The sequence below is a fragment of the Sorangium sp. So ce381 genome (genome assembly GCF_051473845.1).
In the GTDB taxonomy this organism is placed as follows: domain Bacteria; phylum Myxococcota_A; class Polyangia; order Polyangiales; family Polyangiaceae; genus Sorangium; species Sorangium atrum.
In genome coordinates, this window is sequence record NZ_CP150336.1 from 12,488,290 (window position 1) to 12,510,335 (window position 22,046).

The 22,046-nt window shown below is 72.4% G+C and carries 14 protein-coding genes; 10 read left to right on the top strand and 4 right to left on the bottom strand.

Going from position 1 to position 22,046, the window contains the following annotated elements:
• Position 1 precedes the first annotated feature (1 nt).
• The gene (hisC, locus tag WMF29_RS46915) at positions 2–1,084 is read right to left on the bottom strand and encodes a histidinol-phosphate transaminase (protein WP_437326531.1); all 1,083 of its coding nucleotides are present in this window, start codon (positions 1,082–1,084) and stop codon (positions 2–4) included.
• Between the two features lie 130 nt (positions 1,085–1,214).
• Between hisC and WMF29_RS46920 the strand changes: the two genes are divergently transcribed.
• The 5 genes from WMF29_RS46920 (at position 1,215) to WMF29_RS46940 (ending at position 10,004) form a co-directional block, all read left to right on the top strand.
• Positions 1,215–5,156, top strand: a complete 3,942-nt coding sequence (locus tag WMF29_RS46920) for a protein kinase domain-containing protein (protein WP_437326532.1) — start codon at positions 1,215–1,217, stop codon at positions 5,154–5,156.
• A gap of 355 nt (positions 5,157–5,511) precedes the next feature.
• Positions 5,512–6,858, top strand: coding sequence for a phenylacetate--CoA ligase family protein (locus WMF29_RS46925; RefSeq protein ID WP_437326533.1), 1,347 nt, complete (start codon positions 5,512–5,514; stop codon positions 6,856–6,858).
• Entirely contained in the window at positions 6,855–8,030 is a 1,176-nt protein-coding gene (locus WMF29_RS46930; protein ID WP_437326534.1) for a glycosyltransferase family 4 protein, read from the top strand. The genes WMF29_RS46925 and WMF29_RS46930 overlap by 4 nt, the downstream gene beginning before the upstream one ends.
• A 277-nt stretch (positions 8,031–8,307) precedes the next feature.
• Positions 8,308–8,976, top strand: a complete 669-nt coding sequence (locus WMF29_RS46935) for a hypothetical protein (RefSeq protein WP_437326535.1) — start codon at positions 8,308–8,310, stop codon at positions 8,974–8,976.
• Positions 8,973–10,004, top strand: a complete 1,032-nt coding sequence (locus WMF29_RS46940; RefSeq protein WP_437326536.1) for a hypothetical protein — start codon at positions 8,973–8,975, stop codon at positions 10,002–10,004. The genes WMF29_RS46935 and WMF29_RS46940 overlap by 4 nt, the downstream gene beginning before the upstream one ends.
• Positions 10,005–10,156: 152 nt before the next feature.
• Here WMF29_RS46940 and WMF29_RS46945 read toward each other — a convergent pair whose 3' ends face one another.
• The 3 genes from WMF29_RS46945 to WMF29_RS46955 form a co-directional block, all read right to left on the bottom strand.
• A complete protein-coding gene (locus WMF29_RS46945) occupies positions 10,157–11,392 on the bottom strand; it encodes a DUF3237 domain-containing protein (protein ID WP_437326537.1) in 1,236 nt (411 codons plus the stop codon).
• Between the two features lie 109 nt (positions 11,393–11,501).
• A complete protein-coding gene (locus tag WMF29_RS46950; protein WP_437326538.1) occupies positions 11,502–12,572 on the bottom strand; it encodes an alpha/beta hydrolase family esterase in 1,071 nt (356 codons plus the stop codon).
• A 214-nt stretch (positions 12,573–12,786) separates the two neighbouring features.
• Positions 12,787–13,998, bottom strand: coding sequence for a hypothetical protein (locus tag WMF29_RS46955; protein WP_437326539.1), 1,212 nt, complete (start codon positions 13,996–13,998; stop codon positions 12,787–12,789).
• Positions 13,999–14,244: 246 nt separating this feature from the next.
• On the opposite strand from WMF29_RS46955, the gene WMF29_RS46960 reads away from it, so the two are divergent.
• The 5 genes from WMF29_RS46960 to WMF29_RS46980 all read left to right on the top strand — a co-directional run bounded on the left by WMF29_RS46960 (position 14,245) and on the right by WMF29_RS46980 (position 21,992).
• Complete coding sequence (locus tag WMF29_RS46960; RefSeq protein WP_437326540.1) at positions 14,245–16,479, top strand: substrate-binding domain-containing protein; 2,235 nt, start codon at positions 14,245–14,247, stop codon at positions 16,477–16,479.
• A 124-nt stretch (positions 16,480–16,603) separates the two neighbouring features.
• Positions 16,604–18,901, top strand: coding sequence for a substrate-binding domain-containing protein (locus WMF29_RS46965; protein ID WP_437326541.1), 2,298 nt, complete (start codon positions 16,604–16,606; stop codon positions 18,899–18,901).
• Between the two features lie 97 nt (positions 18,902–18,998).
• Positions 18,999–20,057: a hypothetical protein gene (locus WMF29_RS46970; protein ID WP_437326542.1), complete on the top strand. Its 1,059-nt coding sequence runs from the start codon at positions 18,999–19,001 to the stop codon at positions 20,055–20,057.
• Between the two features lie 281 nt (positions 20,058–20,338).
• Complete coding sequence (locus WMF29_RS46975; protein WP_437326543.1) at positions 20,339–21,694, top strand: hypothetical protein; 1,356 nt, start codon at positions 20,339–20,341, stop codon at positions 21,692–21,694.
• Between the two features lie 172 nt (positions 21,695–21,866).
• On the top strand, positions 21,867–21,992 hold the full coding sequence (locus WMF29_RS46980; RefSeq protein WP_437326544.1) for a hypothetical protein: 126 nt from the start codon (positions 21,867–21,869) through the stop codon (positions 21,990–21,992).
• Positions 21,993–22,046: the final 54 nt, after the last annotated feature.

Sequence of the window (22,046 nt, forward strand, 5' to 3'; positions counted from 1 at the left end):
GTCAGGCCAGCACTTCGGACAGGCTGTCGAGGAATCGCTGGTTCTCGCGCTCGGTCCCGACGGTGACCCGCAGGCTCGTCGGCAGGTTGCCGAAGGGCCGCACGATGACGCCCTTCCGGAGCAGGGCGTCGTACACCGGGCGCGCCGGCCGCCCGACGTCCACGAGCACGAAGTTCGCCTGGCTCGGCGCCACCGACAGCCCGAGCCGCGTGAGCTCGCGCGTGAGCCGGTCGCGCTCGCGGAGGTTCAGCGCGCGGCTCTTCTCGATGTGCTCGGCGTCGTCGAGCGCCGCGACGGCGGCCGCCTGCGCCAGCGCGCTCACGTTGAACGGGGCGCGCACCCGGTTGATGTAGTCGATGAGCTGGGCCGGGCCCACGGCGTAGCCGACGCGGAAGCCCGCCAGGCCGTAGATCTTCGAGAAGGTGCGGAGCACGAGCAGCCGCTCGCGGAGCCCGCGGAGGCGCAGGGAGTCCGGGAAATCCGGCGCGTCCGTGTACTCGATGTACGCCTCGTCCATGACCACGATCACCTCGGGCGGGACCTCCCTGAGCAGGCGCTCGACCGCGGCGCGGCCGACGTGCGTGCCCGTCGGGTTGTTCGGGTTCGCGATGAACAGGAGGCGCGTCTTCGGCGTGACGGCCGCGGTCATGGCCTCGAGGTCGTGCCGCAGGTCGCGCAGCGGGACGGCCGTGAACGGGACGCCGTAGGCGAGCGCGGCGAGCTTGTAGACAACGAAGGCCGGGTCGGCGAACACGATGTGCGACCCGGGCGTCGCGAAGGTGTGCACGATCAGGTCGAGGAGCTCGTTCGAGCCGTTTCCCTGGACGATCTCCTCCATCGTGACGCCGTGGACCGCCGCGAGCCGCTCGCGCAGCCGGTAGGCCGCGCCGTCCGGGTAGAGGTGCACGTTCGCGAGCGCCTGGCGCGCCGCCTCGAGGGCGCGCGGGCTCGGGCCGAGCGGGTTCTCGTTCGAGGCGAGCTTCACGGCGTCCGTCACGCCGAGCTCGCGCGCGAGCTCGTCGAGGGGCTTCCCTGTCTCGTAGGGCGAGAGCAGCTCGACAGAGGGCAGGACTATCGCAGACATAGCGCGCACCCTATCACACCTCGGCCGTGGGGAGTGAGCCGGCTCGCCGGCGCCCTGCCGCGGGTTCGTCGCCGGGAGTTGCCGGGATCTGGCCTCGCCCATGGGGCTCCGTGTGATACTCGCCGTCCCGATGAAACCCGGGGACATCGTCGCCGACCGCTTCTTGATCGAGCGCCTCGCCGGGTCGGGCGGGATGGGCTCCGTCTACCGCGCCCTCGACCGGCACACCGGCGAGACGGCGGCGCTCAAGGTCATGTCGGGCCGCGGCCTCGAGCACGGCGAGCGCTTCGCGCGCGAGGCGCAGGTGCTCGCCGAGCTGCGGCACCCCGGCATCGTCCGGTACATCGCGCAGGGCGCCACCGAGAGCGGCGAGCCCTGGCTCGCGCTCGAGTGGCTGGAGGGCGAGAGCCTCGGCGACCGGCTGCGCCGGCGCGGGCTCACCATCGCCGAGAGCGTCACGCTCGGCCTCCGGATCGCCGAGGCGCTCGCCGAGGCGCACCGCAACAACGTCGTCCACCGCGACCTCAAGCCGAGCAACCTGTACCTCGTCGACAAGTCGGTCGAGCAGGTCAAGCTCCTCGACTTCGGCATCGCCCGCCTCACGTCGCTCGCGCCCCTCACGATGACCGGCGTCGTCATGGGCACGCCGTTCTACATGGCGCCGGAGCAGGCGCGCGGCGAGCGCGACGTCGGCACCCAGGCCGACGTGTTCGCGCTCGGCTGCGTCCTGTTCCACTGCCTCACCGGGCGCCCGCCGTTCATCGGCGACGACATCCACACCGCCCTCCTCCGCGTCGTGCTCGACGAGGCGCCGCGCCTCCGCGACCTGCGCGCCGACGTCCCCGAGAACGTCGACATCGCCGTGGCGCGCATGCTCGCCAAGGCCCCGGCGGAGCGGCCCGCGAACGGCGCCGCCGTGGCGCTCGAGCTGCTCCGCGTCGGCGAGATCAAGAGCACCCCTCCCGCGCCCGTGAGCCGGCGCGCGAGCGCGCTCACGACCGGCGAGCGGCGCACGCTGTGCCTGATGCTCGCGCGCGTGGGGGCGCCGGAGGCCCCCTCGTGGCAGGGGCCCACCATGCCGATGACGCTCCCGATGACGGTGCCCCTCGCGCGCACCGTCCCGGAGGACGAGGTGAAGCGCGTGGCGTCGCGCTTCGGCGGGGCCTTGCAGACGCTTGCCGACGGGCTCCTGCTCATCACGCTCGAGGGGCGCGGCCTCATCACGGACCAGGCCGCCCGCGCGGCGCGGTGCGCGATCGAGGTGCGGGACCTCCTGCCCGGCGTGCAGATGGCACTCGTCGCGGGCCGAGGCTCCGCCGACGACCGGCTCCCGATGGGGCCCACCATCGACCGCGCCGTGCGGCTGCTCGACCGCGCCGAAGGCGGGTCGATCCGCCTCGACGAGGTGATGGCCGGCCTGCTCGACGCCCGCTTCGAGGTCGGCGGCGACGCGACCGGCCTCGTGCTCCGCGCCGAGCGCGACCTCGTCGAGGCCGCGCGGACGCTGCTCGGGCGCACGACGCCGTTCGTGGGGCGCGACCACGAGCTCGCCATCCTCGACGCCGTGCTCGACGAGTGCGTCTCCGAGCCGACCGCGCGCGCTGTGCTCATCACGGCGCCCGCGGGGCTCGGCAAGAGCCGGCTGCGCTACGAGTTCCTGCGCCGCGTCGAGGAGCGCAAGGACCGGGTGCAGGTCTGGCTCGGCCACGCCGACCCGATGAGCGCCGGCTCGCCCTTCGGGATGCTGCGCCAGATGCTCCGCCGCGAGGCCGGGCTCTCCGGCGGCGAGCCGCAGGAGGTCCGCGAGCAGCGCCTCCGCGCCCGCGTGGGCCGGTACCTGAGCGACGCCGACCTCGACCGCGTGACCGAGTTCCTCGGCGAGGTGGCGCGGATCCGCTTCTCCGACGAGGGCAGGGTGGAGCTGCGCGCCGCGCGGAGCGACCCGATGCTCATGGGCGACCAGATCCGCCGCGCCTTCGAGGACTTCGTGCTCGCCGAGTGCCGGGCCGAGCCGGTGCTCCTCGTGCTCGAGGATCTCCAGTGGGGCGACGTGCCCACGGTGAAGCTCATCGACGCGGCCCTCGCGCTCCGCGACCAGCCGCTCATGGTGCTCGCGCTGGCGCGGCCGGAGGTCGAGACCGTCTTCCCGAAGGTGTGGGTCTCGCGCGGCGTCCAGGAGATCCGGCTGCGCGAGATCGGGCGGCGGGGGAGCGAGCGGCTCGTGCGCGAGGTGCTGGGCGACGCCGTGACGCCCGATCTCTGCGCGCGCCTGTGCGAGCGGGCCGGGGGCAACGCGTTCTACCTGGAAGAGCTCATCCGCGCCGCCGCCTCGGGCCGGACCGAGGCGCTCCCCGAGACGGTGCTGTCGATGGTGCAGGCCCGCCTCGAGTCGCTCGACGGCGAGGCGCGCCGGGTGCTCCGGGCCGCGAGCGTGTTCGGCCAGAAGTTCTGGCGCGGGGGGCTGATGGCGCTGCTCGGCGGCGAGCGCCGCGCCCCCCAGGTGGACGGGTGGCTCGCGGTGCTCGTCGATCGCGAGCTCATCGCGCGGCGGGGCGAGGGCAAGTTCCGGAGCGAGGACGAGTACGCGTTCCGGCACGCGCTCGTGCGCGAGGCGGCGTACGCGACGCTCACGGACGGGGATCGCGCGCTCGGCCACCTGCTCGCCGGCGAGTGGCTGGACGCGGCCGGCGAGCGCGACGCGGCGCTCCTGGCGGACCACTTCGAGCGCGGCGGCGACGCCGAGCGCGCGGTCGTCTGGTTCCGGCGCGCGGCGGAGCAGGCGCTCGGGGCGAACGACTTCCGCGCCGCGATCCAGCGCGCCGAGCAGGGGGCCGCGAGCGCCGACGTGGACGGGGAGTTCTTCGCGGCGCTGCGCCTCGTCCAGGCCGAGGCGCACAAGTGGCTCGGCGAGGCGTCCCAGGCCGAGCGGTGCGCCGTCATGGCGATGCGGGGCTTCCCCCGGAAGAGCGCGCTCTGGTACGCGGCGGCCGGGGAGGCCGCGTCGATGCGCGTGCGCCTCGGCATGGGCGACCGGCTCGCGGATCTCGTCGAGGAACTCCGGGGGGCCGGCCCTGGCAGCGGGGACCGCGGCTCGTGGATCGACGTCGGGGAGGCGACCGGCGCCTCCGTGAGCGCGCTGGCGCGCATCGCCGGGTCGCTCCTGCACGGGGGCCAGTACGCCGCGGCGGAGGAGATCGTGCAGGAGCTCGCGCGGGTGGCGATGCCGCTGGCCGAGCGCGATGCGGCGGTGGCGGCGCGCATCCACGCGCTCCGGGCGTCGCGGGCGCTGTGCTACGGCGACCCTGCGGCGTCGCTCGCGTGCACGGAGCAGAGCATCCCCGCCTACCTCCAGACAGGCGACCTCAGGAACGCGTGCCTGAGCCGCGTGAACGCGGCGCACTGCCTGCTGCAGCTCGGCGTGTACGGCCGCGCCGAGGCCGAGCTGCGCGACGCGCTCGCGGAGGCGGGGCGGCTCGGGCTCTACAACGTGGCGGCGTTCGCCAAGCAGAACCAGGGCCTGCTCTGGATCCAGCAGGGCGATCTCGGCGCGGCGCGCGCGGCCACGGCGGAGGCGATCGACGCCTTCGTGGCGCAGGCGAACCGGCGGCAGGAGGCGCGGTCGCGGGCGTACCTCGCGGCGATCCTGACGCGGCTCGGCGACCTCGACGCGGCGGACAACGAGGCGGGCGCGGCCGTGGCGATGCTGGCGCACGTGCCGACGCTCCAGGCGCACGCGCTCTCGGTGCGCGCGCGGGTGCTGCTCGAGCAGGGCCGGGCAGAGGAGGCGCTCGAGGCGGCCCGGCGCGGGCTCGGTCTGCTCGTGTCGGTCGGCGGGACCGAGGAGGGCGAGGCGCAGATCCGGCTCGTGTATGCCGAGTCGCTCCGCGCCTGTGGCCACCACGAGGCGGCGCGCGAGGCGATCACGGTGGCGATGCAGCGGCTCGTCGCGCGGGCGCAATGGATCCAGGACCCGGCGTGGCGGCAGAGCTTTTGCCAGGCCGTGCCGGAGAACGCCAAGACGTTCGCGCTGGCGGCGCTCTGGCAGCAAGAATCGGAGCCCACCCTGCAGTGAGGCCGCGAGTCGCGGCCGCGCTGCGGACGGAAGAGCTGAAGAGCTCATGTGTGCTGGCTCGCCCGGCTGCGCCGGCGGGCGAGGGCGACGCGCAGCGCGTGTGTCACCGCGCCGCGGTGGGCGCGTCGAGCTGAGCCGCTGTCATGAGGAGTTCACTCACGCCATCTCCGCGGTAACCAATCGTGGCTGCGGGTGGAGGAGCGTGTGCAACGTGTGGGTGGGGCGTGGGTGAGGCGTGGGTGGGGCGTGGGTGGCGCGTGCGTGGGGAAGCGGCGACCCGGCCGCGGTTGCTTGACTGTGTGGCCGAGGTTCGAAAGAATCCTCAGCAGCCATGTATTCAGCCCTCTTTCGGAACGTGCTCTTTCCGTTTTACGAGACGAAACTCCGAGGGAGAGCCACGCTGGCCTACCTGGGGGAGCTGGAGCGGTCCCAGTGGCGTCCGGAGCGCGAGCTCAGGGAGCTCAACTGGAGAAAGATGCTGGCGGCCCTCCGCTTTGCCGAGCAGAGCGTGCCCTTCTACCGGCGCCGCTTCGCCGAATACGGGGTGCGGGTCAAGGACGTGCACGCGCCCGAGGATCTCGCGCGCTTTCCGGTGTTGACCAAAGCCGATCTCCGCGCGCACGGCAGCGAGCTCATCGCGGATGGGTGGCGCGGCAAGCTCTTCAGGAGCGGTACGGGCGGATCGACCGGAGAGCCGGCGCGCTTCTTTTACGATCACACGACGTACGAGTGTAGAAGCGCCGCGGCCCTGCGCTCCGACGCGTGGGCTGGCGGCCGGATCGGGGACAAGGAGCTGTACATCTGGGGGATTCCGACCCTGGAGCCCCGCTGGAAGAAGGCGAAGCGCACGCTGCACGAGGCGCTGATCCGGAAGAAGACGGTCAGCGCGTGGAACCTGGCGGAGGAGCGGCTCGCGGGGGTGGTGGACGAGATCCGGCGCTACCAGCCGAACCTCGTTGTGGGCTACACGAGTCCCCTCTACTACACGGCGCGCTATGCGCTCGAGACGGGGCACCGGCTGCCCACGCCGAGGGGGATCATCGCGACGGCGGAGCGGCTCTTCCCCCACCAGCGTGAGGTGATCGAGCGGGCGTTCCAGGCGCCGGTCTACGACCGCTATGGGTGCAGGGAGATGATGCTGATCGGCGCGGAGTGTGAGCGCCACGAGGGCAAGCACCTCAACATCGAGAACGTCTTCCTCGAGGTGGTGCGCGGCGGCCGGCACGCGCGGCCCGGCGAGCCGGGCGAGGTGATCCTGAGCGATCTCGTGTGCCGGTCGATGCCGCTGATCCGTTACAAGAACGAGGATGTGGTGGTCGCGGCCGACAAGCCCTGCTCGTGCGGCCGCGGGTTGCCGCTGCTCGCCTCGGTCGAGGGGCGGGTGCTCGACATGATCGTCGGGACGGACGGCCAGCTCCTCTCGTCCGTGTTCTTCCCCTACTTCTTCAAGGACAACCCGACGGTGGAGCGGTATCAGGTCCACCAGGACAAGACGCGGGCGATCACGATCAAGATCATCCCTGGCGAGGGGTACGGGCCGGAGACGTCGCAGGCCATCGAGCGCGATCTGCGCCGGTTCCTCGGGGAGCGGGCGGACATCCGGGTGCAGCTCGTCAGCGACATCCCGGTCACGTCGGGCGGCAAGTTCCGCTTCACCATGACCGAGGTGCCGATCGAGTTCGGCCGCGAGGCCGCGGCATGATCGGGGCGCCCGGGGTCCGGCCGGCGCCGTATGCCGCGCCGGGCCGGCCCGCGAAGGTCGCCCACGTCGTGCTGTCGCTCAACGTGGGTGGGCTCGAGCGGGTGGTGCTCCGGCTGCTCGACAGGATGGCGCGCGACCGGTTCGCGCCGGTGGTGTGCGCGCTCCAGGAGCCCGGCGCGCTGGCCGAGGAGCTGGCGCGGCTCGGCGTGCCGCTCGTGGTGCTCTCGCGAAAGCCCGGCCTCGACCCGGGGCTGCCGTTGCGGCTCTCGGCGTGGCTGCGGCGCGAGGGGATCGGGCTCGTGCACACGCACAACCCGGGGCCGCACCTCTATGGCGCGCTCGCGGCGGCCCTGGCGCGGGCGGCGGCGCTCCCTGGCGGCGGCGGGCCGCGCGTCATCCACACGAAGCACGGGCGCAACTACCCGAAGCAGAAGCGCAAGGTGCTGGTCAACCGGCTGGCCGCGGCGCTCACGGACCGGGTGGTGGCGGTGAGCGACGACGCGCGCGCGGTCGCGCTCGAGGTGGAGCACGTCGATCCGGCCAAGGTCGTGACGATCTTGAACGGCGTCGACACGGACGTGTTCCGGCCGGGCGACGCGGTCGCGGCGAGGGCGCGGCTCGGGGTGCCGGCGACGGGCTACCACGTGGGGTGTGTCGCGCGGCTGTCGCCGGAGAAGGACCACGCGACGCTGCTCGACGCGTTCGCGAGGCTCCGCGCGGCGCGGCCCGAAGCGCATCTGACGCTGATCGGCGACGGCCCGCGGCGGCCTGCGCTCGAGGCGCAGGCGGCGCGGCTCGGGCTCGGCGGGGCGGTGACGTTCACGGGGACGCGCGGGGACGTGGCGGAGCTCTTGCCGGCGTTTGATGTGTTCGCGCTCGCGTCATTGACGGAGGGTATCTCGCTGACGCTCATCGAGGCGGCGGCGGCGGGGTTGCCCATCGTCGCGACGCGGGTGGGGGGCAATCCGGAGATCGTGGTGGATGGCGAGACAGGGATGCTGGTGCCGCCTGGAGCGCCGGAGACCCTGGCGGACGCGCTCGAGGCGGTGGCGGCGCGGGATGATCGCGCGGAGATGGGATTGCGCGGGCGGGCGCGGGTGATGGAGCGGTTCGGGCTCGACCGCATGGCGCGCGCGTACGAGGACCTCTATGACGAGGTGCTCGGGGGGTAGATTTCGCAGCGCACGGCACGGAACGTCGGATCCGTAGGTGAACGCTCGGCTTTCGATTTCGTCCCTATGGCAAGCAGTCGCGGGTGGCGTTGGGCCACGGCTCGCCGTTGAGCCTGGTGATTGCCGTAGTCGCCGCATGTGAGGTGACAACGAAGGCTGACGTTGCGGACGCCGTGCTCACAAGGGGAGTCTTGCCGCTCGCGCTGTACGGCCCGCGGGACGTCTTGTCCGGCGACGCGGCGCGGTGTAGCGTGCGTCACGTTCAGGAGGGGGGCGTATGAGACGTCTGTGTGTCGCCGTGCTCGTTCCGCTCGTCGTCGGCTGCTCGATCTTGGACCCAGAAGATCGCGCGGAGCTGAGACGTCAGATCGCGATGCTGCCGCACGACAACCTGATGCAGATGAAGCGCTGGACCATGCACGAGCTGGCGAAGGAATGGTTGGAGACAAGGGACGAGAACGACCAGGTGGGCAAGGTAGTGTGCCGCGACAACGAGGGGGGGCTATGGAGCGGATGGTACGATCGTCCGAATAAGTACATCACCGTGGACGATATGCTCCGCTGTCTCAGGGAGAAGCCCGATCTTCCGAACTATCTCTTTTGCGCCGAAGATTTTGCGTCGTGGGTTGTCCCTGACGCGCAGAGGGAGATCGAGAAGTTGCTGCCCGCGTACACCGACATCGAGTGCAAGTACGTGTGGGATTTTCGATACGAGCCCGAGAAGGTGGATCCGAAGATGGTCGATATCGATGCGATCGAGTCGGATGATATCATCCAAGCCATGATCACCCTTCCGGGGCCGCCTCCAGGGTGGGCTATTCCTCGGTTCGCGCCGCTCCTCTGCCCGCTCGGCGCAGGGGAGGGCTGGGGATGCCCTCCCAGACCGTCCGACTCGTTCCCTACGGGCGGAGAGCCAATAGACCCTCCTGGCGGGGATCAACCGTGAAACGTTATCTCGTCGCGCGCGAGGCGGGCAATGGGGCGGTCATGTTCATGACCAAGGATCCACGAGAATGGAAGTCCTACCTCCAGAACCTGGGCGAGGTGTGCGGCACGGCATGGCGAGACGATCTGGCAGAGGAGGAGGAGCGCGCGTGGGCCGAGGCGCACCGGAAAGAGTTCAACCACTGGGTCGACGGCAGAGCCGCCCCGCCGTGGCCGATGCTGATCGCCGCCGTGAAGCGGGCGTTCGTTGCCGGCTATGGGGCTCTCGAACGAAAGCCCACCACGGAGGCCGAGGCGCTCGCGCGCCTGGACAGGACCTATCTCTGGAAGCTGCTGACGGCCGAGGATGTGGCCCAGGGCCACGGCCCCGAGGCGCTCCGCGCCTTCCAGCGGGGCTTCCGGCTGGGACGAAGCGCGAGACCCTTCTCCACGAAGCGGAACATCCCCCGGATGGTGGATCCTCCCTATCACTGGTACCGCCAGCAGGCGGAGGCGAACTTGCCGGGACCGAGCGCAGCTCGCGAGCGAGCCCTCGTGGCCGCATGGCGCGCGAGCGGCGCGAGTCGCGAGGACGTGGAGGCGAGCCAGCGAGCACTGCGCGAGCTCCACGCGAGCGCCTGGCGCGATGATGTGCCCGAGGAGGACCGCGCCTGGGCCGAGGCGTACCGCGAGTCGTGCGCGCACTGGGTCACCGTCCACCGGCGCGACGCGATGGCGCAGAGCGCCTACGAGGCCTATCTCCGGAGCAGCGACGGAGTCCTCGACGGGGAGCCTGCGCCCCCTCGGTCGAAGCGGTGCAACCGCGACTCGGAACCGTGGCGGTTCGTTGCAGATCGCGTCGAGGACGCGCCCGAGGACGAGAGCGAGCTCGCGACGGCCAAGGCGGCCGCGCGCGAGTACTGGGACGCGCGCTGGCGCGAGGCGCCGCCGTGGGAGAGCGACCCGGCCCAGGTCCACTGGCTCGCGGCGGTCCGCGCCGCGCGGAAGACGTCGGCGGAGATGGCCGACCACATCCCGAGGCCCTGGTAGCGGTTGCCCCCTCGTCCGACCCCGGCCGCCTTCAGTTCGTACGAGGTTGCCGCCTCGGTCGACCCCGACCGCCTTCAGTCTGTATAGGGTTGCCGCCTTGACCGATCCGCTACGCCTCCCGGAGGCGCCGGCGTCACCGCGGCTCTGCTGTTCTATTTGCGCTCGTAGAAGGTGAGGCTCACCCCGCCGCCCGCCGCGCCACCCGGGTCGGAGCTCACATACTGCTTCGTGTTGAGGATCGCATAGGGGCCGTCCGCGCGCGTCTCGAAGACAGGCACGAGCGCGCCGAACGGTCCGCAGTTCCTCACCACGATGACCTCGCCGTCCTTCGAGGACAGCGCGTACCTGGCGTCCAGCACCGTGGTCGACCCGATGAGCTGGTAATCCGCGCCTCCGGGGAGCACCGAACCCGACAGGCCGCTCAGCAGCATTCCGCCGGTGACCGTGCCCCCGGTGATGGGAATGATGTTGCGCGTGCCGCGCTTGCTCGCGCCGACAGACACGGATGCGCCGAGCGAGACGGACTCGGTGAACACGCTCGAGCCCTTCGCCCCGGTCGCCGTCGAGCACTCCCACGTTTGGTTCGGGACGCCCTGGGGGTCCTTGAGCTGGATCTTCGGCTCTCCGGCGTCCACCTTGCTGATGTCGTAGATGTCGAGCTGGATCGTGCCCGCCGCGGCGTCGACGACACGGGTGCCCGCGAACTTCCCGGTGTTGAGCCACGCGAGCGAGCTCGAGGTGGCGACCTCGAAGTCCGGGACGATCCGGACGACGTCGTCGCCGGCGGCGGCCACGCCGCAGGTCCGCATCAAGATGGGGGTGCCGTCGCTCGCTTTCAGGATGTTGATCTCCTCGAGCTCGACGGATCCGTTCGACAGCGTGAGCTCGAGGTCCATGCCGCCAGTGAGGAACGTGGCCTGGGCCTTGTCGCCCGTGAGCGTGCCCCCCTTCACGTCGAGGAGGCGGCGGTGTCCGAACTGGGTGGTCCCGACATCGTGGGTCTGGCCGAGCTGGAGCGTCGCCCGAAGGACGAGCTCGCCGCGCGTGGGGAGCGGAATGCCGTTCGGCATCCCGCAGGTCCAGGAGGGATCGGGGACGATCGTCGCCTCCTCGCTGCCGTTGTCGCCGCCGCCGGCGCCGGGCGCCCCGCCTGCGCCGCCGCTGCTGCTGCTGCCCGTCTCCTCGGCGCCGCCGGCTCCCGTGGTCCCGCTGCCCGCGGTGGTTCCGCTACCCGCGCCGCCCGTGCCGGCGTCGCCGCCCGTGCCGGTCGCTCCGCCGGAACCGCTCGACGCCGCGCCGCCGGAGCTGCTGCTCGTCGTCGCTCCGCTGGTATCGTCGGTCGACGAACCGCACCCTCCAGAGCAGATGCCCAGGATTCCAGTTATCAAGAGCTTCGCTGGCAGATTTTTGATCACCATTGCCGGACCCATCCATTCAATCGCACGCTGCGATTCGATGCACCCTGAAAACGTGGCGCTGGTTCGAGCGACGTTCGCTTCAGAACTGCGAGAAGAAGCTCCAGATCGACTCGCCGGAGTTGTTCGGCAGGGCGTGGTCCCCGTCGAACTCGCACCAGACGACGGGGTAGCCCGCGTCGCAGCCCTCGTAGCTGACGCAGGGGCTCGGCTCGACCGGTGTGGTCTGCTGGCCGCAGTGGTTTCGCTCGAGGAAGACATCGCGAGCGCTCTGACCGTTCGCGACTGGAACCACGCTGTCGCTCTTGCCGTGGGAGCCCCACATGGCCACGGGGCTGTCGCCGTCGTCGCAGCCGCTGTAGAGCGCGCCGGACATGGAGGCGATGGCGCGGAAGTCGTCGCCCATCGCACAGCCGATCGCGTAGGACATCATGCCGCCGTAGCTGAACCCCGTCGAAAAGATCCTGTTCTCGTCGATGCAGAGCTCGGTGCGGAAGCGGTCGAGCATGGCGCGGAGGAACGCGATGTCGCGGTTCCCCGTGTTCGCCCAGCCCTGCTCGATGCCCTCGGGCGAGACGAAGATCGTCGAGCCCTTGGCGCGACTCTGGAGGCCGTAGTAGCCGCCGCCGAACCCGGTCGCGACCTGCTGGGCCGAGCCGCCTCGGGGATGCCAGGTGAAGATCAGCCGATAAGGGTGGTTCGGATCGTAGCCGTCCGGTACGGCGAGGATGTACTCGCGCGTCGTGCCCCCGACATCGATGCTGAGACGGCCGCTCTTCGGCGCGGTCGCGCTGCCGCAGCCCGCGCTCTGCGCGTCTCCTCCAGCGCCGCTCGATCCGGAGCCGGCAGCGCTCCCGCCGCCCGCGCCAGTTTCCCCCGAGTCCGGGCGCCCGCCGCTGCCGCCGGCGCCGCTGACCGCCCCCGACGAGCTACCGGTCGCGGACGAGCCACTGGTTGCCGACGGGCCACCGGTTGCCGACGAGCCACCCGTGGCGCCGGAGGCGCTGGATCCGGGCCCACCGGGCCCTCCTGCGCTGCCGCCGGAAGATGCTTCGGTCGCTCCTTCTATCTGGCTGGAGCAGCCCAGCGCCGCGAACGCCGCGAGCGCAACGAGCCCTGGAGCGATCGCGCCGAAATTGCGAAGCGTTTTCATTCGTCCTCGCCTCTCTATTCTAAGATCGCCGTCCGTCCTCGCATCACCGATGAGGGTGACCGCAACGAGGTCGTACCCTATGCGTCAGGGCCGAGGCATAGGCATATTCGCCTATGCCTCGGCCCTGACGCATAGGCATACTCGCCTATGACGCAATGCGAGACGTCACGCCCGGATGGGCGGACTGGACGATGCGGGATCCGGCGACAAGCGTTCAGCCGCTCGGATCGAGCTGCACGCCGACCGTCCACGCGGCGCCGCCCGCCTCGTCCTTGACGGTGACGCGCCCTGTCGCGGCGTCGAGCTCGAACGCCGGGTCGCCGCCGTTCGGGGTCGTGTTCCCGTCGTGGACGCGGACGACCTTGTCGCCCTCCACCGTGCACTCCGAGACGCCGGTCGTGCCCGCGCCGTAGAGCATGCGGCCGGCGCACGCGAGGCGCGTGAGGCACTTGCCGCCTCGCGGGAGCGGCGAGACGAGCAGCGCGCACCTCGCGCCCGCCTTCACCGGGCTCGGTCCCGTGGACTCGGTCACGCGCGCGGACCGGCGCAGCGCTCTCCGGGTCGCGTCGAGGAGCGGCTCCCCCGCGACGGGCAGGCTCTGGTAAGCCAGCGTGAACTCGACGCGGTACGCGGGCACCGAGTCGCGCCAGACGGCGCCGGCCTTGCGGATGCTGTCGAGCGAGACCTCGGCCCGCTCCCCGGCGCGCGAGCCCTTGTCCTGGTACGAGAGGGCATAAGCAACCGTGCCAGGCGCAGCGCCGGAGTCCTCCTCCACGCCGGCGCTGAACATCGACATGCCGTTCAGCGGATCGCTCGACCGGTAGATCGGCTTGCCGCCGCAGAGGACCCGGAGCGCCGGCACGCGGATGTCGCTGCCCGAGCTCGCGAGCTCCGCCTCGACGGTGCACGCCGCGCCGGCCGCGAGGGGGAGCCCCGTGGCGCGCGTGACGGTCGCCCTCCAGGTCGCGTTCGCGGTCCGCGACGGCGCCTCGCTCGTCGGCGCGGCCGGCTCCGGCGGCGCCTGCGCTGGCTCGGGGACAGGCGCCGGCGGCTCGGGGACGGGAGGCTGCTCCGGGAGGGGAAGGGGAGGCGGGGGCACCGCCGGCTGCTGGACGATCGCCATCGTCTCGCGCCCGGACCGCGCCAGCAGATAGCTCGCGACCATCGCGCAGAGCCCCACGCCCGCCATCGTCACAAGGAGCGGCACCGCCGACGACCGCTTCGGCCGGCCGCGCACCGCGTCGAGCTCCCGGCCGAGCTGGTCGAGCACGCGGCGGGCCTCCGCCATCTGGCGCTCGATCTGCTCGACGCGCGCCGCCCGATCGACGTCGCGGTGCTCCTCGAGCTCCTTCGTGGCCGCCGCGAGCTGCTCCTCGAGGCTGTCCACACGCCCCCGCAGCGCGTCTCGTTCGTCGCGGTATTGCATTGCTCGACGATACCACCGACCAGCTCGCCCGCGCCGGCGGCGCGCCGGTGGTGGAGACGCGTCGAGACGCGTCGACACGCACGCAGCGTGTGGGGCGGCCATGTCCGCAGTCCGACGTCACGCCCCGGATTCCACGGCAGAACGCAAGACTTCTCGCCCGGGCCGGCGGCGCAGCGTATACGATGTAGCCGGTCCTCAGCGGTCGTGGGGAGGGCGGTCAGGTTGTGGAGCAGGAGGCCGTCGGGAATGGGTCAGGGTCGCCAGGGCAGTGCAGTACCGTTGCCGGAGCAGTGGGGCGAGCTGCCTGGCGCCGCGCGGTGGAAGGCCAGGGAAAACGCCGGCGTCTCCGGCCCTGATGCGCGCCGGCCCGAGAGCGCGCACCCGGCGGCTCGCCCTCCTACCCTCGGCGTCGTCGCCCCGTTTCTCTCCGGCGCGTTCTGGGGCCCTATCCTGCTCGGCATCCATGAGTCGGCCCAGCGGCGCGGGATCCGCACGCTGGTCCTGCGCGGCACGCCATCCGAGGTCCTGGCGCCCTCGCTCGGCAGAGAGCAGGTCGACGGGTGGATCGTCGTCGTCGAGTTCGGCGGTCTCGAGGAGCTCGAGCGCGCGGGGGTCCCGTTCATCACGCTCGGCGCCCGCCCGGCCGACATCCGCTGTCCTGCGGTGCTCCCGGACAACCACGGCGGCATCCGGAACGCGGTGCTCCACCTGATCGAGCACGGGCACCGGCGCATCGCGTTCATCGGCAACTTCGCCGCGTACGACGTGCGCGAGCGCCGCGACGCCTACATCAGCACGCTCGCCGAGGCCGGGATCCCCTTCGACCCCGATCTGGTCATCCCGTGCGACAACAACATGTACAGCGGAGGCCGGGCCGCGGCGCCGGCGCTCCTCGCGCTGCGGCCCGCGTGCACGGCGGCCGTCTTCGGGACGGACAAGAACGCGCTCGGGACGATGTCCGAGCTGAAGGCGGCGGGCGTCCGTGTCCCCGAGGACTTCGCGATCATCGGCTTCGACGACGTCGTGGAAGCGCAGAGCACCGACCCGCCGCTGACCACGGTGCGCCAGCGGTTCGAGATGATGGGGAGCGCGGCGTGCGAGCTGCTCGCGTCGATGATCGCCGGCGAGCCCTTCCCGCCCGAGGGCGTGCGCACGGCGAACGCGCTCGTCCTGCGGAGCTCGTGTGGTTGCAATGTGGTCCAGAACTTCCTCGACACGGAGGACGCGGCCTCCGGGGAGGACGCTGCCGACACCCTGGCCCGACAGATGGTCGAGCAGCTGCTCCTGCCGCGCCCGCTCCCGCCGGATACCCCGCCGGCGGCGGTCTGGCCGGCGGTCACGCGGGTGGTCGACATGTATTTCGCGGCGCTCCGGGGCACCGCGCCCGCCCCGGCCGCCGAGCTCGAGCGAGCCTATCGCCAGGCCGTCGCCATCACGCCCGATCTGGGGGCCCTGCTGTCGACGGCCCGCCTGATGGACCAGCTCCCGGAGCGGCGCCGCATGTCCCTGGACGCCGCGGCCAGGCGGCGGGTGCAGGACTTCGTGGAGCTCGCGCGCCTCGCGAGCGCGCGGGCGCGGCTCGACGCCGAGACCCACTCCGTCCACCAGCTCGGGGTGCTCGCGAGGACCAATTACGATGTGAGCTTCGCCCTGCTCGGCGGCACCCAGCAGGAGTACCGGTCGCTCTCGTGGCTCGAGACGACCACGATGGTCTGGGGTTGCCTCGCGCTGTGGAACGACCCGGCGGAGCGCACGGGCCTCGTCGTCGCGGGCGCCTACAGCCGCGACGGCAGCCCGGTCCCCGCGAACGGGAGCCGCCATCGGCTGGAGGCGTTCCCGCCGGCGGAGATGCTGCCGCCGTCGGCCGTGGACGGCACGTACATGGTGCTGCTCCTGCCGATACGCTCCGTGGAGCGCGACTGGGGGATCCTCGTGCTGATCGGCCCGGCGGTCGTCGCGATGACCGGGGACGAGGGCACGGTCGCGATCTGGGGGACGCTGCTCGGGGCGGCCCTCGAGCGCGACGCGCTGCTGGAGTCGCTGTCGGCGCGGCACGCCGACCTGCAGCAGGCGTTCGCGAGCGAGCGCGCGCTGTCGCAGACGGTGCGGGAGCTGGGCTGCCCGATCATCCCGCTCCTCTCCGGCGTGCTGCTCGTGCCGCTGATCGGGATGCTCGACAACGGCCGCGCCCAGCAGGTGCTCGAGAAGGTGGCCGAGGGGGTGAGCCGGCACGAGGCGCTGTCCGTGCTGCTCGACCTCACGGGCGTTCCATTCGTGGACATCCAGGTCGCCCATTTCCTGGGCATGACCAGCCGCGCGGCTGCCCTGCTCGGCGCGCGGGTCTACCTGGTCGGCGTGCGCCCCGAGATCGCCGAGAGCCTCATCGACGTCGACCTCGGCGAGCTGGCCACGTTCTCCTCGCTCGCGACGGCGCTCCTCGAGCTCACGCCGGCGGCCGGGGGCGCGCCCAGGGCGAGGTGATGGGCGCGCCAGGGCACTGTCGCTTTCCTCACCTCCCGCCCGAAATCGATTAAGGATGGCGCTCGCCACGGAAGTGGAGAGGCTCGGCCGGACGTGGGCGAGCAGGGCGGGAGGGAGCGCGAGGATGGATCAGGGGCGCCGCGACAGCGGCATCGTGGTGCCGGAGCAGTGGGGCGAGCTTTCCGGCGCTCCGGGGCAGGCGGCGGGCCCGGGGAGCGGCACCGGCTCTTCTTTCCCTCCGGCGCGCCGCTCGTCTCTTCCCCCGGCGCGCCGCCCCGACGCCCCGCCGCTCCATGTCCCGGCAGCCGGCGCCGCGGCCCGCCCTCGCACCCTCGGGGTGATCTCCCCCTTTCTCGACGGCTCGTTCTGGAACCCTGTCCTGCTGGGTATCCATGACTCGGCCCAGCAGCGCGGGTTTCGCACGCTGGTGATGCGCGGCACGCCGTTCGAGGTCCACGCGCCGTCGCTCGCAGGGGAGCAGGTGGATGGGTGGATCGTCCTGATCGAGCTGCATGGCCTCGAGGCGCTCGCGCGCGGCGGGGTCCCGTTCATCACCGTCGGCACGCGCGCCCTCGATGTCGCCTGTCCAGCCGTGATCCCGGACAACCACGGCGGGATGCGGAGCGCGGTGCGCCACCTGATCGAGCACGGGCACCGGCGCATCGCGTTCGTCGGCTACTTCGATGCATACGACGTGCGCGAGCGCTTCGCGTCCTACAAGGACACGCTCGCCGAGGCGGGCATCGCCTTCGACCCCGATCTGGTCATCCGGAGCGACAACAACTGGTACAGCGGCGGCCAGAGCGCCGCGCCGGCGCTCCTCGCGCGGCTGCCCGGGTGCACGGCGGCGGTCTTCGCGACCGACAAGAACGCGCTCGGGACGATGCCCCTGCTGAAGGCGGCGGGCGTCCGCATCCCCGAGGATCTCGCGATCATCGGCTTCGACGACATCGCGGACGCGGAGAGCGCCGATCCGCCGCTGACCACGGTGCGCCAGCGGTTCGAGATGATGGGGAGCGCCGCGTGCGATCTCCTCGCGTCGATGATCGCCGGCGAGGCCTTCCCGGCCGAGGGCGTGCGCACGGCCAACACGCTCGCCGTGCGGAGCTCGTGCGGGTGCAACACGATCCAGGAGTTCCTCGACAAGGAGGACGCGGCGCCCGAGGAGGACGCCGGCGGCGTCCTGGCCCGGCAGATGGTCGAGCTCCTGCTCCTGCCCCAGCCGCTCCCGCCCGACCTCCCGCCGACCGAGGTATGGCCGGCGGTCACGTCGTTGATCGACGGCTATTTCGCGGCGCTCCGGGGCGCCGCGCTGCCTTCGGCGGCCGAGCTCGGGGGCGCCTGCCGGCAGGCGGTCGACATCACGATGGATGTGGGGACGTTGCTGGCGGCGATCCGCCTGCTGGGCCAGTTTCACGAGCGGCGCGGCGCGTCCCTGGACGACACGGCCAGGCGGCGGGTGGAGGCGTTCCTGGAGCTCGTGCGCCTCGCGATCGCGCGGGCCCGGCTCGAGGCCGAGAGTCAGTATGTCCGCCAGCTCGGGGTGCTCGCGAGGACCAATTACGATGTGAGCTTTGCCCTGCTCGGCGGCACCCAGCAGGCGTCCCGGTCGCTCTCGTGGCTCGAGACGACCACGGTGGTCTGGGGCTGCCTCGCGCTGTGGGATGATCCGCAGGCGCGCGCGCGCCTCATCGTCGCGGGCGCCTACAGCCGCGACGGCAGCCCGACCCCGCCGATCGGCCGCCGCTGTCGGCCGGAGGCGTTTCTGCCGGCGGCGATGCTGCCGCCGTCGGCCGAGGACGGCACGCACATGGTGCTGCTCTTGCCGATACGCTCAGCCCGGCGCGACTGGGGGATCCTGGTGCTCGTCGGCCCGACCCTCGTCGCCATGGCCGGAGACGAGGGCACGGTCGCGATCTGGGGGACGCTGCTCGGTGCGGCCCTGGAGCGCGACGCGCTGCTGGAGTCGCTGTCGTCGCAGCACGCCGACCTGCAGAAGGCGTACGAGATCGAGCGCGCGCTCTCGGAGACGGTGCGCGAGCTGGGCTGTCCGCTCATCCCGCTCCTGCCCGGCGTGCTGCTCGTGCCGCTGATCGGGATGATCGACGGCGGCCGTGCCAGGCAGGTGCTCGAGAAGGTGTCTGAGGGGGTGAGCCGGCACAGGGCATCTTCCGTGCTGCTCGATCTCACGGGCGTGCCGTTCGTGGATGCCCGGGTCGCCGACACGGTGGGCATGACCAGCCGCGCGTCCGCGCTGCTCGGGGCGCGGGTCTATCTGGTCGGCGTGCGCCCCGAGATCGCGATGAGCCTCGTGGGCGTCGACCTCGGCGTCCTGGGCACGTTCTCCTCGCTGTCGGCCGCGCTCAGCGAGCTCGCGCCGGCCGGGCGGCGCGCGCGCAAGGCGAGGCGGGGGGCGCCGTGAGCCGCGCGGCGAGGCGCCTTGACCTGCCGAGACGCGGCTGGCGTAGAATCGGTCCGTGCTCGCCGTGCATTGCCCGCGCTGCGGGCGACCAGCGCCTGTGTCCCTGGCCAGCCCGGATCTCATGGCCTGCGCGGCCTGCCACTACCGCGGCCCGCTTCCTGCGGAGGCGGCGCAGGGCCTGCGCGCCGCGGCGCACGCGGTCTTCCAGACCGACGTGCGCCGCCGCCAGCTCTCGGAGGCGCTGCGGCGGAGGCTGATCACGGCGTCGCAGCGGCACGCGCGGCTGCTCGTCGTGTTCGCGCTCGCGTCGGTGCCCATCACCCTGCTCGGCGCGCTCATCGTGCTGGGGGTCTGGGTCAGCCCCGACACGGAGGGGAACCTCATCACCGGCGGCATGGCGGCGGCGGCGTGGCTCGGCACCGTCGGGACCGGCGCGGCCGTGCTCGCGGTCATGCGCAGCAAGCAGCGGCGGCTCGAGGAGGCGTGCGCCGCGCGCCCACCGGCGGCCCCGGGCGAGCCGGCGGCGTGCCACGTGTGTGGCGCGCCGCTCGGCGCGGGCGACGGCGCGATCGCGCGGTGCGGCTTCTGCGCCGCCGACAACCTGGTCGCCGCGGCCGTCCTCGAGCGGGTGCGCGCGCGCCAGGTCGTGATCCTGCGGTCGTTCGAGCAGGCCGTGAGCGCCGAGCTCGCCGCGTTCGGCAGGGCGACGTCCGGCGCCGCCGCGGTCGTCGTGGCGACCGCGCTCGCGGTTCCTGTCGCCTCGTTCGCCCTCGGCGTCACCGTCACCCTGGTGGGCGAATCGAGGCGGCTGCCGGTGGACGCCGCCGTGACGTACGCGGTCGTCGGCACGCCGCTCGGGCAGTGCATCGGAAAGAGCGTGCAAGGAAAGGACGGCGGCGCGGCGGTGCGGTTCGGCGGGTTCCGGCGAGACGAGCTGCCCGAGGAGCAGGCGATCGCGCCGGGAGCTCCGATCGAGGCCGTGTCGCCCGGATCCCTCGTCGGCCGCACCGTGACGGCGAAGCAGGGGGCAGGCGTCGTTCAGGGGGTGTTCTCGTCGCCGCTCACGGGCAACTCCGTCGAGGTCCGGCGCGAGGATGGGACGTCGTTCACGAGCAGCATCGCCGGGCTGTGCCTGAGCGGCCCGCCACCGCGGTGATCGGAGCGTGTTTCGCCGCCGCGTCCAGCAATGGACATCGAGCGCTCAATCGCTGTTGATCGCCGAATGCCGCGCGCGCTCCGCGATTGCTGCGCTGTCCGCAATCGCGGAGCGCGCGCGGCATTCGGTCGTCGCACTTCTGCGTGGCGCGCGGCGGCGCGGTGCGGGCGCGCACCGCGCCGCCGCGCGCCGGAAGTTAGTTGTTCCGTGCCGGCGCCCTCCACGTATAGTGGGGGGTAGTTGGTTGGGGGTAGTCGGTATTCACACCCAGTGGAGACAAGATGAGCCAAGGTGGCTGGGGCGGGGGATCAGGGGGCGGTCAGGGCGGTGGTGGTTACGGGCAACCGCCTGGGGGTGGCTACGGTCCGCCTCCGGGCGGCGGCTACGGCCAGCCACCCGGGGGCGCTGGCCCCGGTCAGCCCCCGGGCGGTGGTTACGGCCAGCCTCCGGGGCAGCCTCCGGGCGGCGGTTACGGCCAGCCTCCGGGCGGTAGCTACGGCCAGCCTCCGGGCGGCGGCTACGGCCAGCCGCCGGGCCAGCCTCCGGGCGGCGGTTACGGCCAGCCGCCGGGGCAGCCTCCGGGTGGCGGCTACGGCCAGCCGCCGGGGCAGCCTCCGGGCGGCAGCTACGGCCAGCCGCCGGGGCAGCCTCCGGGCGGCGGCTACGGCCAGCCGCCGGGGCAGCCTCCGGGCGGCAGCTACGGCCAGCCGCCGGGGCAGCCTCCGGGCGGCAGCTACGGCCAGCCGCCGGGGCAGCCTCCGGGCGGCGGCGGCTGGGGCCAGCCTCCGGGAGGCGGCGGCTACGGCCCGCCCCCGGGCGGTGGTGGCGGCTGGGGCCAGCCTCCGGGAGGCGGCGGTTACGGCCCGCCTCCGGGCGGTGGCGGCGGCTACGGCCCGCCTCCGGGCGGCGGCGCCGGCTGGGGTGGGGCCAACCCCTACCAGCCCCCGGGCGGCGGCGCGGGCTACGGCTCACCCCCGGGCATGGGCGGCTCGGCGTCGTGGGGAGCGGGAGATGCGGCGTCCTTCGGCTGGGAGCGCCTGAAGCGCGACCCCGCTGTCCTCATCGGCGCCATCGTGGTCGTCGGGCTCGCGTCGAGCGTCCCCAACGGCATCGGCGGAGGCATCCAGGCGGCGCTCGCGAGGGACGCGCCCTCCGCGGGGGCGGCCATCCAGTTCGTGATGCAGGGCGTCGCGCTCGTTGTCGGTGCCTACTTCGCCGGAGGCATGAACAACCTCCTCCTGAAGGTCGCGCGCGGCGAGCCGTACTCGTTCAGCGACGTCCTTGGCGGCGGGCGGTGGTTCCTGTCCATCCTGGGCGCCCAGCTCTTGACCGGCCTCGCTGTCGGCGTCGGCACGCTCCTCTTGATCGTCCCCGGCGTCATCCTCGGGCTCGGCCTGAGCATGACCACGCTGGTCATCGTCGATAAGAACCTGGGCGCCATCGACGCCATGAAGGAGAGCTGGCGAATCACGACCGGCCACAAGGGCGGCCTCCTCGTCTATGGCCTGCTCGCCTGCGCGCTCGTGCTGGCGGGCGTGCTCGCCTGCTGCCTCGGCACGCTCGTGGCCGGGCCGGTGGTCGCGATCGGGCTGGCGTACATCTACCTGCGCCTGACGGGCCAGCCGACCGCGAGCTGAGCCTCACGAGGGCTCGCTCCCGCGCAGCCCTCCTCCCTGCAAGCCGCGCACCCCGCGCTCTCGCCGCATCACCTTTCGCTCATCGAGCTTGGCCAAGCTCGTTCGGTCGCGCTCGGGCCGCGAAGCCTGATCCCCGTCCCCAATCATCCCTCCCCAACGTCGGCGTGAACGTGTGAACGTGGTCGTGGACGTGAACGTGGTCGTGGTCGTGGTCGTGGTCGTGGTCGTGGTCGTGAACGTGAACGTGGTCGTGGTCGTGGTCGTGGTCGTGGTCGTCGACGGCACGACGTGGACGTAAACGTTCTGCCGAACCTTGGTCAACGAATGAGAGCCACGACTTCCGGGTGACGTT